At 42.3% G+C, this 13,544-nt stretch carries 9 protein-coding genes, 2 tRNA genes and 1 CRISPR repeat array (1 of these 12 running past the window's edge); of the genes, 3 read left to right on the top strand and 8 right to left on the bottom strand.

Annotated features, from left to right (window positions below):
* Positions 1–2,884: a CRISPR direct-repeat array (repeat unit 28 nt; unit sequence GGATCACCCCCGCATACGCGGGGACAAC) (it extends 317 nt beyond the left edge of the window).
* Positions 2,885–2,915: 31 nt separating this feature from the next.
* The 8 genes from cas2e to BO222_RS09655 all read right to left on the bottom strand — a co-directional run bounded on the left by cas2e (position 2,916) and on the right by BO222_RS09655 (position 12,586).
* Positions 2,916–3,770: a type I-E CRISPR-associated endoribonuclease Cas2e gene (gene cas2e, locus BO222_RS09690; RefSeq protein ID WP_075820576.1), complete on the bottom strand. Its 855-nt coding sequence runs from the start codon at positions 3,768–3,770 to the stop codon at positions 2,916–2,918.
* Positions 3,770–4,723, bottom strand: coding sequence for a type I-E CRISPR-associated endonuclease Cas1e (gene cas1e / locus BO222_RS09685; protein WP_075820574.1), 954 nt, complete (start codon positions 4,721–4,723; stop codon positions 3,770–3,772). Before cas1e ends, cas2e begins: the two co-directional genes overlap by 1 nt.
* A gap of 6 nt (positions 4,724–4,729) precedes the next feature.
* The gene (gene cas6e, locus BO222_RS09680; protein ID WP_075820572.1) at positions 4,730–5,356 is read right to left on the bottom strand and encodes a type I-E CRISPR-associated protein Cas6/Cse3/CasE; all 627 of its coding nucleotides are present in this window, start codon (positions 5,354–5,356) and stop codon (positions 4,730–4,732) included.
* On the bottom strand, positions 5,353–6,042 hold the full coding sequence (cas5e, locus tag BO222_RS09675; protein WP_075820570.1) for a type I-E CRISPR-associated protein Cas5/CasD: 690 nt from the start codon (positions 6,040–6,042) through the stop codon (positions 5,353–5,355). The genes cas6e and cas5e overlap by 4 nt, the downstream gene beginning before the upstream one ends.
* The gene (gene cas7e / locus BO222_RS09670; protein WP_075820568.1) at positions 6,042–7,109 is read right to left on the bottom strand and encodes a type I-E CRISPR-associated protein Cas7/Cse4/CasC; all 1,068 of its coding nucleotides are present in this window, start codon (positions 7,107–7,109) and stop codon (positions 6,042–6,044) included. The genes cas5e and cas7e overlap by 1 nt, the downstream gene beginning before the upstream one ends.
* A complete protein-coding gene (gene casB, locus BO222_RS09665; RefSeq protein ID WP_075820566.1) occupies positions 7,102–7,719 on the bottom strand; it encodes a type I-E CRISPR-associated protein Cse2/CasB in 618 nt (205 codons plus the stop codon). Before casB ends, cas7e begins: the two co-directional genes overlap by 8 nt.
* Positions 7,706–9,400: a type I-E CRISPR-associated protein Cse1/CasA gene (gene casA / locus BO222_RS09660; RefSeq protein WP_075820564.1), complete on the bottom strand. Its 1,695-nt coding sequence runs from the start codon at positions 9,398–9,400 to the stop codon at positions 7,706–7,708. The genes casB and casA overlap by 14 nt, the downstream gene beginning before the upstream one ends.
* A gap of 432 nt (positions 9,401–9,832) precedes the next feature.
* Entirely contained in the window at positions 9,833–12,586 is a 2,754-nt protein-coding gene (locus BO222_RS09655; protein WP_075820562.1) for a CRISPR-associated helicase/endonuclease Cas3, read from the bottom strand.
* 238 nt (positions 12,587–12,824) lie between these two features.
* Here BO222_RS09655 and BO222_RS09650 point away from each other — a divergent pair.
* The 3 genes from BO222_RS09650 (at position 12,825) to BO222_RS09640 (ending at position 13,403) form a co-directional block, all read left to right on the top strand.
* Positions 12,825–12,901: transfer RNA gene (locus BO222_RS09650), tRNA-Ile, on the top strand.
* 27 nt (positions 12,902–12,928) lie between these two features.
* A tRNA-Ala gene (locus tag BO222_RS09645) sits at positions 12,929–13,004 on the top strand.
* Between the two features lie 63 nt (positions 13,005–13,067).
* Entirely contained in the window at positions 13,068–13,403 is a 336-nt protein-coding gene (locus tag BO222_RS09640; RefSeq protein WP_075820560.1) for a hypothetical protein, read from the top strand.
* Positions 13,404–13,544: the final 141 nt, after the last annotated feature.

The raw sequence follows: 13,544 nt of genomic DNA, 5'->3' as shown, positions 1-13,544 counted from the left end.
CATACGCGGGGACAACATTCAATCATATGTTCCTGTGCTTCTGCCTGAAGGATCACCCCCGCATACGCGGGGACAACACGACTAAAAATTTGAGCGGATAAAACTGCAGAGGATCACCCCCGCATACGCGGGGACAACAAAATCAATGTCACTCCAAAGTAGGCCGCAACAGGATCACCCCCGCATACGCGGGGACAACCTGGGCTTTCTGGATAACACAAGCGGGATCAAAGGATCACCCCCGCATACGCGGGGACAACACAGAGACAGACCCTAAGAGGAAAGGTGGTCTGGGATCACCCCCGCATACGCGGGGACAACATCTTGGCGGTAAATCCGGTCGAATACAGCTTGGGATCACCCCCGCATACGCGGGGACAACTTGTAGGCCTTGCGTTCCTCTTCACTCATGGAGGGATCACCCCCGCATACGCGGGGACAACAAATCCTCGTTATTCACCAACCAATCGAACTTGGGATCACCCCCGCATACGCGGGGACAACTGCGTAACCATTACGGCAATGCCTTCGTACTCAGGGATCACCCCCGCATACGTGGGGACAACACATCTAGTTTTCCCCATATTCTCATCGGTTTAGGATCACCCCCGCATACGCGGGGACAACTGGATAGCACAGCGATATATTTTTGACAGAGTAGGATCACCCCCGCATACGCGGGGACAACTTTCTGCTTGGCAGCTGGAACAAAATTATCGAAGGATCACCCCCGCATACGCGGGGACAACATCCAGCAGCGCAACGGTTGCTTCGAGCTTTTCGGATCACCCCCGCATACGCGGGGACAACACGAGGTACGAGACTGGCACCTAAAAAAGACCAGGATCACCCCCGCATACGCGGGGACAACTAAAACCCGTTGGAGAAGAGAAAAGAGAAGTCTGGATCACCCCCGCATACGCGGGGACAACCATCTAACTGTGATTGATTTTGTGGTTGCTAAGGGATCACCCCCGCATACGCGGGGACAACCAGAAGTTTAAGGAGATCCTGAATCGAAAAGGGGGATCACCCCCGCATACGCGGGGACAACTAAAGCTCTGAAGTTATCTTCTGGTCTGATAGGGGATCACCCCCGCATACGCGGGGACAACAGACATATGTATCATCAGCGAAAGAATCATCAGGGATCACCCCCGCATACGCGGGGACAACCAGTATCTCCTGATGGAGCTTTGAAATATTTAGGGATCACCCCCGCATACGCGGGGACAACGCCGCGATTGCTCCAACAACCCCTGTCGTAATAGGATCACCCCCGCATACGCGGGGACAACTAAGAATCACGCATGGATTTCCATGTGGGATGTGGATCACCCCCGCATACGCGGGGACAACGATACCACAGTCCAGCGTGGGATTTGACTGTGGGGATCACCCCCGCATACGCGGGGACAACTTTATCGAAAACCATTTCTTTGGCTTTGACGAAGGATCACCCCCGCATACGCGGGGACAACTTTATTTGAATCCATATCAATTTTTTTCATTAAGGATCACCCCCGCATACGCGGGGACAACGTATATTTACGAGTTGATTTTTTGGTTATTTCGGGATCACCCCCGCATACGCGGGGACAACCGAAAGAGTTCAGAAAATTTGTTTTCAAGGTAAGGATCACCCCCGCATACGCGGGGACAACCTTTTCCGGAAAAGCTCACCCTGCGTGATCCTGGGATCACCCCCGCATACGCGGGGACAACAAATCGCCGGTACTGGTGACATGTATTTCATCAGGATCACCCCCGCATACGCGGGGACAACTAACGCCACAGTCAAAACGGTTAAGCTGTCAGAGGATCACCCCCGCATACGCGGGGACAACTGCCTAAGACTTCAAGTTCAGGTCTGTACATACGGATCACCCCCGCATACGCGGGGACAACGAAAAATCCTTCACCATGAATTCCAACAAAAAAGGATCACCCCCGCATACGCGGGGACAACGCGTATTGCGAGCTGATCGCCGTCGATGAAGAGGGATCACCCCCGCATACGCGGGGACAACTGTTGGCGGCTCCTGCTATACCTGCAAAAGCCGGGATCACCCCCGCATACGCGGGGACAACTCCCGCCGAGCAACTCTGAAAACTGCTGAGAGGGGATCACCCCCGCATACGCGGGGACAACTTAGCTGTTGGTTAGGAGTTGGTTGCTTGTTGGGGATCACCCCCGCATACGCGGGGACAACTCCCTACCGCAGGGCAGATGGCTTTTGCTGGTAGGATCACCCCCGCATACGCGGGGACAACTGCCGTGGGAGCGTTTTGAGATCGGATGCATCCGGATCACCCCCGCATACGCGGGGACAACGCTTCTTTCGGGCAAAAATGTCCGAGATCAACAGGATCACCCCCGCATACGCGGGGACAACATAATTCCACAAAAAAAAGAAGCGTTGCACTTCGGATCACCCCCGCATACGCGGGGACAACCTTCGTGTGAGTTGATCCACTCAGTAGGATTAAGGATCACCCCCGCATACGCGGGGACAACCTTAAAAGATTGTTTCTTTTAACAAAGCACTTAGGATCACCCCCGCATACGCGGGGACAACCAGGATTAAAACCCGTTCTCCTCGGCTGACACAGGATCACCCCCGCATACGCGGGGACAACTATCTTACCAGGAATGGATCGATGTTGGGATGGGGATCACCCCCGCATACGCGGGGACAACCTCATCGATCGAAAGTTCCTGGATTGGCTGAGGGGATCACCCCCGCATACGCGGGGACAACGCAACGGGGTTGCGGTAAGGTTGGCTAAATGTGGGATCACCCCCGCATACGCGGGGACAACTTACTCCAGAGGTGTTATCTGATGGAACTCGTGGGATCACCCCCGCATACGCGGGGACAACACTATTTTGATCCCTTATATAAAGTACTGTTTTATTTATTTATCTCTAAAATCTTTAGTTTTGCTACCAATTGTCCCGTTACTTCCGCATCAACCAATGCTTCATGCGAATCTGCATGAGCGATAGAAAAATATTTTGCTAATGTAGGTAGTTTATAATTCTGTACATCCTTAATTAACTTCCTGGAGAGATTTAATGTATCTACTACTTGATTGGTTTTTAAAATTTCAGATTCTTGAGATACCTTGTTTTTTAAAAATGCCATATCAAATTCTGCATTGTGACATACTATTGGCAATTCCTCAACAAACATCTGCAAATCGTTTAATGCCGTTTCTAATTGAACACCTTCGTTTTTCAATAACTCATCAGTAATACCAGTTAATTTTTGAATGTTATCTGGTACTGATATGTCGATACAAATATATCTTTTAAACCGATCTACCACTTCCCCACTTTCTTCAAATTTCACAGCAGCAATTTCAGTGATCAAATCCTTTGATGAATCTAATCCAGTGGTCTCAATATCCAAAGCGACAAATTTTCCATCCGGAAAAAGACCAGCCGAACTCAATAAATTTGAGGTATCTTTTGTTTCAGAACTCTCAATGCGCTTTAAGTGTTTCATGATTTCAATACCGTCATAATCTATAGGCTTACAATTACTCTCGCCGCAAACCAAAAACTTTAACTTTTGTTCATCGTGACAAGAATAAACGAGAACCGCTCTACCAGACTTAACACTTTTTTCTATTCTGTCCCAGACATTTTCTCTGACTCGCTGCGAAACTGTTCCAACATAAACACCTTGAGAGACTTCAAAAAACCATTTTGATAAGTCACCTCTTAAAGAAGCAGGACATTTTGAAATCGTAATAACAACCATTACTTCTCATCTCTAGGCAAATATTGAATTCCTGCTTGTTTACTTTCGCGTTTGCCGTCCCAGAGCCTAAGTGACTCGGCATCACAATCCAGCTCTTTCACATCAAAAACATTACCGATATCTCTAACCATTCGTCTTATTATTTTATTTTCATGTAAGAGTTGCCTCACCACTTTTCGCATTCGTGTTTCGATATTCAAAGAACTTTCAGAAGCCAGCCTAAAAGCTTCCGGAATAACAATTTCGGCTTTATAAAGATCTGCAATATCATAAACCAGCGAAAGCTCCAGACCAGTATGAATCAAGCCCAGGCCAGGAGATAAACCCAAAGCGCAGATTACTGCAGTGACAATACCATACAGACATGCATTACCAACAGATAAAGCGCGATTAACCGGATCACCTGATTTAAAGTCATTGGGATTATAGTTTCGTCCCTGCCATGGGACACCCCATTTTACAGATTCTTCATAGTATATCTTTTTTACCCTGCTTCCTTCTTTCCCTCTGAGCTGTTGGAGTGTCAACCCCTCTAAAATCTCATCAGGGAATCTAAGCTGGTACATTTTCCTAACTGCTTCCAGATGCAGTCTGGGATTAGAAACAACTTTAGCTTGCTGAATCAGGAACGCTGAATTCTTACTCAATGCTCTGCCGTGGGCATAATACTTAAGGCCACTTTCTCCAGTCCAGACAAATGTAACCCCCGAATCGGCAATCAGTTCCATAGCGCGATGGGTTAGATTTATACCGGGTCCTAAAATAATCACTAAAAATGAATGAGATGGTATGCGAATTATCCCTTCCTTATCCTCAACTACTAAAGCACTATCCTTCTTAGTAATCCTGGCATGTTCAAGGTATATAAACGAAAGTCTATCAATGACTCTTGGAAGTTCCTGCAGTTCTGGCTTGGGCGCTCCCTTCCTTTTTTGATCAATTTCATCAGACATAAAAGATCACTTTCTAAAGGGAACGACAGTTAAAAGTCCTAATCCATAAGCCTTTCCACGTCCTATTCCATCGATTAATGTTTTTTTAAACAATTCTTTGTCTGTAACTTTCAGAACCCCTTCATAAGCAGCGGTTCGAATCGTAACATTCGGTCCTCCGTCTTTTTTCTTAAAGGAAATCCACCCGCTATTGGTAACCCGATAATTATGGTCTAATTCAAAGCCACAGGGCACTTCTTTTTTTCGCAACCATTCTGTTTGCTGGGGGATAGTTACATGAGCCATCAATTTCCCTCTCTCACCATCCCTTGGAATTGAGTAGCAGGGATTTGCAACCAATCGAAAATTCCATAAGCTTCCGTTTTGAATACTATTCAAAAATGCATCATATGATTTTGATTCAGCTTTATCATTTGGATATCCAAATTGCTTCTCCAGATTTGCGGTTTCCAATGGTTCGCTGCTTAATATCAAAAGATATTTTTGATTATTAATCGAATCAAGTCTCCAGAGCAAACGAGTTCTAGGTCCTTTTCTTGCCTGTTCAATCGCCCCATGAAATATATTTGGATTATTTAGAGCCTGCATTGTTTTCCGTAACTTCGTATCAAGTTTTAATCTAGTCAGAATCATTCCAAATCCTCCAAAAAACTCATAACATCATGATCGGTATTTTCTGTGTTTACTTTGGGAACCATGATTTCTGAAATCAATCTGGATTCATATTGTCTATCATGAAAGTCGAAGCTCGACGGACTATCATTTACTCTTCGAATAACCCCAGCTCCTCTTCCTTCCAGAACCAACTTCAACTGTTCCTGGCCGACTGAATTCTTATAAATATCAGAGCTGCCGTGCCATGGTTCTTTCAATAAAGCTACTTTCAAACCATCATCCTTAACACCGAGCGTAAGCGGCTGAACAGGTGGACAAGATCTTCGTCCTAAAAATAGTGGGTAAGCAGGATGATTCAAGGCATACTCAATTTTTTCAATCAAACTTCGATCATCTGAAGAAATCCCTACGACAAAAACTGCATCCGAGAGATAACTGCGGCGGGTAATGTAAGAAGTTTTAGAATCTTTTCGGGCTGTATGGAAATCCGTTATGGTTTCTCCTGGCTGATCAACCCGTACGCCAAAATCCAGTTTTTTAAGATCAGATATATCCGCATCTCTACTTCGGCCAAGAGCTGCCGCTAGCATTCCAATAACGCCGCTTTTTGTAGGATACTGATCAGTTTTACGTATTTCGAAATGACTATCTGATCCCCAGCTTTGCATTGGCCCAGCCAACCTGAGAAGCAGAGTATAAGCCATTAACAGCCTCCGTTCTCAAGAAGATTTTTAATTTCTTCTTCGAGATTCTCAACAGCTTCCTCGATACGAACTGGCTTTGCCAAACCTTCTAATCCGTCGCCAATCACAAAAGATTTGTATGGTTCCTTAACAAACGAAGAAGTTAACTTATTTGCATGCTGAATTAGTCTGTCTTCCGATCGCTCGAGATAACCTTCGGAGCTGGCAGGAATTGCTTTTTCAAATGCACCTACTAACGTCACTGGCTGATCGTCCCTAACAGTAATATAAACCGACGATGGTAATGTTCCATTAGCGAAACTATTTATTTTCCCAGAAGGCATGCTCTTGATAAATGCCTTTACAAAGGCTCCAACTGCTTCTGGAGCTTTCATTCCTAATGACCTGTACAGCTCCATAACGTTGATTGTTGCATAACGATATAATGTCGAGGAATTAAACTCTGTGATTCCGATATGACCAGCTCCACTCGTATCTTCAGACAAGTCATCAACAGCCGTGAAGTAATCAAATTCAGTGGGCGTTTCATGGGTAGAAATAGCGTGACTAACCTGACAGGCTGCGTCATAATTCAAAGAAGGATCGCTCGCTACCATACGGCCAAACAAAGCCATATCAATAGATGGATTTCCTGCAAGTGCCTTTTTATACTCTTTTTTATCTTTTTCGCCCTTAACAACGAGTTCTGCCAGAGCCGAAGCCTGTTTCTTGCTCATAAACATCAGAGCATCTGTACCCTTTTCAGCATCTTTAATCTTTAAACCGGCGTTAGTAAGAGCAGTCTGAGCTGCTTTAGCAGCTTTTTCTTCAGTAAATGCAGGATCCTGAAGCAAAATCTCATCCTTAACCATTCCAACAATTTTTTTAGTTCTGATTCCTGTTTCATCAGGGTATAATTCCTTAAATTCTTCTCGGATTGATCTCTTCCATGATTGCGAAGAAACTCTTGAACGCATCGTTCCTCCATAAATACAAGTTTTTGGTGCCCCAGTATCATCTCTATTAATACAGCTTGGAGGTACTATCTGCAGTGCATGAATATCTACATAAATTCTTTTGTTATCCATTATTTTCTTCCTCTTCTTTTTTCTCTTCAGTGTTGTGTTTCATTGATCTGGTAAAATCTCTGGCCCATTGCAGCTGCACATTATCCCGGCCGTTTGTAAATTGGTACCAGTACAAATCATTGCAAAGTTTTGCATAATCGAGTTTTATATCTTCTGCCTTAATGAGCTGTATCATTCGTCTTAACTGCTCAGCCAGTTCATCCATATTTTTTGCTCCGAGCAATCTTTTGAGTTTAGCTCGTACACGTTCCTGTTGATTTTCGTCTGAACCAGCCAACTGACCACATGCAGCACCAAAAGAAACATCTTTTTGATGCATTGAATGTGTCACAGGTGATTCCCCCTGTTGTGCAACTGCATATAATGTCATCGATATAAAAACAGCCATTTCTTCAGGCATGATTTCTGGCGAATCATACTCTGGTACAGGTAAATCCTCTAAAACCATTCCCCAAATATCCGGATTTTTTTGAAGATCTCGGCCTGCTGCGCGTCTTAGATTGGCTAACAAAGCTTTCCCAACGCCACTATCGCCAATAGCCTCCAACTTTGCTATCTGTTTAGCGACGGAATCAGTTGCTGTTTTCGCAATATACTTATGATTTTTCATTATCTTTTCCTTTTATTTCAGACTTTACAGGATAAATTTTTGATACCATCCGTCGAAACTTCATTTCTGCATCTGGCAACGATATAACTTTTTGATCATCATTTTCTGATTTAATTGATCGGCCAAGCAGAGCATTTTTATTCATGAGAGCTCCTGATTTTTTCACAACCTGTGCCAGGAGTTCAGCAGCAAGCCTTCGAGCTGTTGATTCCCATTTCTCTCTAACTTGCTCTAACATTTCCGAACTTATGTTATTTTCAGTAGGAGCAATTTGCGAAATCCATAATTGGAAAGGACGATCAATATCGTGATAAGCCAAATTTTTTCCATAATTTAGATCGTCATTTAGCTGTTCTCCAGTTTTACCTTCCGATAATGCAACTTCTTTAGCTAAAATCCCTGTTGCAAAAGCGAGCTTATCAATTTTGCTTATTTGATTTTCAATCTCTTCTCGCCAATCAACTCCTTTATCTTTCAGAAGTGAGCCATATAGAGTCATATTTTGTGATCCTAAATCTTGAACAAAGAAATCTTTATCTCCATAGAACACCGAAGGAGTTTCCAAAGTAATAAAATAATCATCTGGAAGAATATCCTCTGTTTCCAGAATGCTAATCCATTTCATTATCCCGGGTACTTTGTCCATATTCTCTGTTTTCGGGACAATATTTCCGAAATCCCTCCAAATCTGTCTTCCTGGTGTATGCCGCGCCGGTACATACTCCGCTTTGTCTTTTTTTCCTCCTTTTTTTCTCCACATAGTAAATGGTTCAATAAAAGCATTCTCTTTCTGAAAAAAATCCCCACCAATTACAAAATATCCAGTAACATTCCCATTCTCATTAATTTTTAAGCGAATCCTTCTGGATGAGAGTGTCAATAATTCCGGAAGATTATCAGGTAGATTAATTTCTCTTCGTTCTACAAAACTTGGAGTCTCATTTTCCCAGGCTGGATACGGAGAGTTGTATAACTCTAAATCTCGATTGAGTAGTATCGAATTTAACATCAGAGTTTCAAACAGTGTTTCTCCCTTTGCAAATACCAATCCCAGCTTTCCAAGCCAACCAGCTCCAGGTGATTTTTTTTCACTGGATTCTTTATATTCTTTGCTCGCTTTTGCAGATGTATCATCGAAGGCATTAAGATTGATCAACCATCTGGAGGCATCAGCTAAACCAATCTCATTTTTAAACTGACCATATTTCATTTGGAAAAGTCTCGGCTTATTACTGCTTTCTAACAGGCATCCATCCAGTTTCCCAGCAGCATATTCCGTCCCCTTGCAAGCCGCGTCTGTTTGCATAAATGGATGATCATCTGATATAAGCCAGAACTTATCGTAAAATTTCTTTAGGTAATCATTCACAGCTTTTTCAGAAAATTTTCTGTTATCCCATACCGCCTTCCATCTCTCTAATGCTTCCGACTCGTCTTCCAGAGGCTTAAGAACCCCTTCTTCAGAAAATCGATAAAGCAATGTGATTGTGATTGCTAACAGCCATCTTAAAACAGCAGCGTTTTGAGTGTTTGACTCTCCAGCTAATTCGAGTATCTGATCAGATTCATTCAAAACTTGCTGTAAAGAAACTTCTTCAACCCGTTCATCTAACCATCTGACTTTTATCCATGGCATATCCACCAGATTAAATTTACATTCTTCGTGGTTAATGATAATCACCTTCCTCTCTTTTAATAATTTAAAGATACCGCTTTCAACATCTCTCGTCAACTATTTTTTAACTATAGAATTAAATTTTTTAAAAATGAATAACCAACAAAAAAAGGGCAGCATCAGCCACCCTCCCCGCCCTGTGCAGGGATAATTAGAATAACTTTTTAAAACATTTAATCCTATATGGATCACCCCCGCCAATCGGGCTGTTGTCATTATAACAGCCCGATTATTATCTAATCTGAATAACAGGTAAATTATTTGACATGAGCAACATCACCTATTCAAGCTGAAGTCAATTGTTCAGATTATCCTTACCCATTTAAAAATTCCACTAACTATTGGACATAGGTTATAATGATTTAATATTTTCCAATTGTTCTACTGCACTCGAATTGTATTCATAATTCTTTTGTTAAAGTAACTTCTATCATTGATCTATTTCTTATTTTCATCCGCAACCTTCCTGGCCGTAAGTCCAAAGATCTTAGAGTATTCCAGCAAATATCCGGCTACTTCTATTTGATTGTTTTTATCCATCATCAAAAACAGCTCATATTTAAACGCATCCAGAGCTTTTATTTTGCTTTGCCGCATTTGAGCCTTAATTTCTTGAACCCCTTTTTCGAAAGGAAGACTTGCAGGCAAACTAATTTTTTGAGCAGCAATCTCTTCTACACTTGAAAGCGGCTTAGATTCAACAGAACATTTATCGCATTCGGTTTGTCCAACTGGATATATTTCACCGATGTCATTCGTCGTAAGAAGCAAACAACTAATAACTGGATCAATATCCCGCACCGAATTAGTCGCTGCATCATCAACATCAATGTCATCTCCTTTATCCATCAAACCTGATAGACCATGCTTTCTCTGAAGTTTTGATAAAGAAGATCCTAAAAGATGTGCCGCAGCCTTCACACGGCTTTTATCTTCCGCGAGCACCATGTCTTCAAACTCTTTTACACCTGTTTTAGTGCCCTCAACACAAAATTCTTTATAAACCTCATTTACAAGCACAGGAATTTGATTTGGAATGCTTATCCGTTCAGGTAAAATCTCCTGAGTCTTTTTTTGGATATAAGGTTCGTAGATTCTCTTAGTTGATGGATCAAGCGTATTGTTTGTCCCAACGATTACAGTACACTTGGGTTTTAAGAGTCCAAGAGGACGCCATTCTCTGATATGTCGATGGAGACGTCCTATTCTTTGAAGCAGAAGGTCGATAGGAGCCAACTCAGTAATCAAAAAGTCAAAATCTATATCTAGAGATTGCTCAATAACTTGAGTTCCCACAACAATGACTCGATTGCGTTGACCTGGTTTCGATTTTTTACCAACTTTTTGAATCAACTTTTTTTCCAGCAGCGCTCGATCAGATGCGGTAAACCTGGAATGTACCAAGATCACTTCATGATCGGGAAATGCTTCTATTAAATCCTTAGCCACTTGCTGTGCTCTGCCGACTGTATTGACAACAACTCCAGCACATCCTCCATCCACCAATTCTGTTTTCAATATCTGAGAAATCCTTGTGCCTACTTCAGACCAATCCTGAACCTCTGCTTTTTCTATAGATACTTCTTTTTCGGAAATAGACATAATTTGGTTTGCTGAATAAACCTGATTCGCATCAGTCCACAGTATGGCTGGATAGGAATGTTTAGTGGCTTCAGAGATTGATTCTAATTTTAGTTTTGAGTCTCGATTCACTCCCTGAAGATAAGATTGAATCATCTCTTTCCGCCTCTTTATTGGCAAAGTTGCAGAAAGTAAAATTACCGGTACTCGGTATAAACCCAGCCACAACAGCATTCGATCAAAATAAACATTCATATAACTGTCATAAGCATGAACTTCATCGATAATTACCACTTTGCCTGCTAATCCAGCATGACGAAGCATTAAATGCCTGTGTTTCAGGACACTCATAAAAGCCTGATCCACTGTACCTATGACAAAATCAGATAAAATTCCCTGCTTTCTTCCCTGCATCCATTCATGCAAAAATATTGAATGTTGTTTCCCATCGTCATTAATTCGGCTAGTCCCTACAGGTAACTCCTGGTAATCCTTATTAAACCCGGCACCCCCATGCATCATTTTCACAATCAACTGAGCGGAGTCTGATTCTTTTTGCGTCCACGTAAGAAAACGGGGAAATAATCCATTTGCGGTAGCCTGAGTTGGCTGTCCAAAAAAAACTCCATTACACCCGGATTTTGCTGAATAGATATCAGCTGCCGTCAGTGCAGCTTCCGTTTTTCCAATCCCCATAGGCGCTTCAATAATCATCAGACCAGGTTCCTGAATCTGGTTACAGACTTTGAGTACTTCAGACTGCATATCATTTGGATCAAATCCAAATAATTTTTCAAAATCAGAAATTGTTTTTAATGGGCTTCGGTTCTTCCAGGCTTTTGGAAAGGATAGTTTTTGCCAACCTTCTTCTATTCGCTTTGGGTAGTCACCAACATATCCATCGGATGAAACGGAAATCAGAGGAAAGTATTCTTCATTAGAGGCAATCCAATCTGCTTCGACGAGAATGCCTGAAAGCAACATCAAAAGGTGAACATCTAGTTGCGGAATATTTTCCGGGCTTTCAAATCCTGCAACATTCAAAATCTCTTGAGCTAAATCCATCCAGATTTGGTTCCACTCATCTTTAAGTTTTGCTAACCCAAAGCACGGTTGATCAATTTTACTTGCAGCCGTTTTTTGATTTCTTAGTTCTTTCCCATTTAAAATCAGTCCATGATGCGCTCCAATAACAGAACAAATATTTTCTGAAAAACCCTGCGCCATCAGCAACAGCATCCCGAGCCACGTATGGTGGGATTTCTCCGAATGTTCATACGATGAGCTCTTTAAGAGCTGAACAGGAAAACGACGATAGTCAGGAATATTACTTAGAATCGTAGCTTGGAAGATCGAACTAGCTTTTCCAAAGTCATGCATCAATCCTACAAGTTCAAAAATCTGTTTTGCTTTATCACTTGATCCTATGGCTTCTGTAAATAATTTTCTTTCATGTGCAGATAACCTTTCGTCATACAACTTTCCCATAACTCCGGCGGTATCGCATAAATGCATCCAAAGCGGAAGGTATTTTGAAGTATCGTCTTTTCCAGCTTTAGCTACGGCTTTTACACTTTTCTCCTTAAGCTTATTTAAAACATCATATCTCACGTTATTTTTTCCTTTCTAACACAGTCATGACTAAATGCTCATAACTAAAAACCTATCTTTTTTACCGTCGTTATCATTGATAAAATCAGCCTATCAGGTATCTAGACATTATCGATGCATGATTTGTAAAATAATTTTTAAATCGGCTAAAAAACATCTTACCGGCTTTTTTAGTTTTTTTGTTATCCCCCTTGTATTTCAAATTTACTTTTGTTATATTAATCAGGCATTGAGAGACGGGCCTGTAGCTCAGGTGGTTAGAGCGCACCCCTGATAAGGGTGAGGTCGCTGGTTCAAGTCCATTCAGGCCCACCATTTCTTTGCTTCTTATATTTTATATGTGGGGTGTTAGCTCAGCTGGGAGAGCACCTGCTTTGCACGCAGGGGGTCAGGAGTTCGATCCTCCTACGCTCCACCATTTTTTTGATAAGGACACGGTGCTTATGCACCGTTTTTTTATTTATATATTTAAAGGAGAAATATGCCTATTCAGCTAAACACCAAAGAATTTTACTGGATAAAAAAAGCGCTTGATGCAGCCCGCGACAGTATTTCACGCGGCTGGTATCAAAGCGCATTACTTGAACTTAGAAAACCGGCTAAAAGACTTGCAGAGCAGCCCTTACCGAATCGATTACAGGCTTTAGTCCTATTAACTCAAGCCCAAGCTTATCGCGGATTAAACTCTACTACCAAAGAATTGAAATCACTTAAAGCTGCTCAAGAAATATTTACTGGTATAGAGGATTCAGATTCTAACGAATCCATTGCATGTTCCGATCGAATCCGTGAGATAGAGACTATATTAACAAAGTAAAAAGAGGCTTTAGCGGATCTGTCAACTAAACTGTGTAAGTAGTTTTACAGCCGTTAGTTTACTGGACCAGTTCACTGCCTGATTCAAACACTACATGCCTGGTCTGTTCTGTCCAGGGTCCACAGGACCCCGAAGGGGCTT

This window comes from Ileibacterium valens (assembly GCF_001945525.1).
GTDB classification, from domain to species: Bacteria; Bacillota_I; Bacilli_A; order Erysipelotrichales; family Erysipelotrichaceae; genus Ileibacterium; species Ileibacterium valens.
This window is presented reverse-complemented; position numbering and strand designations above follow the sequence as displayed.

Excerpts from the sequence above, each read along its gene's own strand:
- cas2e (WP_075820576.1), bottom strand. The coding sequence starts at position 3,770 with ATGGTTGTTATTACGATTTCAAAATGTCCTGCTTCTTTAAGAGGTGAC.
- cas7e (WP_075820568.1), bottom strand. The coding sequence starts at position 7,109 with ATGGATAACAAAAGAATTTATGTAGATATTCATGCACTGCAGATAGTA.
- casB (WP_075820566.1), bottom strand. The coding sequence starts at position 7,719 with ATGAAAAATCATAAGTATATTGCGAAAACAGCAACTGATTCCGTCGCT.
- cas6e (WP_075820572.1), bottom strand. The coding sequence starts at position 5,356 with ATGATTCTGACTAGATTAAAACTTGATACGAAGTTACGGAAAACAATG.
- cas5e (WP_075820570.1), bottom strand. The coding sequence starts at position 6,042 with ATGGCTTATACTCTGCTTCTCAGGTTGGCTGGGCCAATGCAAAGCTGG.
- BO222_RS09640 (WP_075820560.1), top strand. The coding sequence starts at position 13,068 with ATGCCTATTCAGCTAAACACCAAAGAATTTTACTGGATAAAAAAAGCG.
- cas1e (WP_075820574.1), bottom strand. The coding sequence starts at position 4,723 with ATGTCTGATGAAATTGATCAAAAAAGGAAGGGAGCGCCCAAGCCAGAA.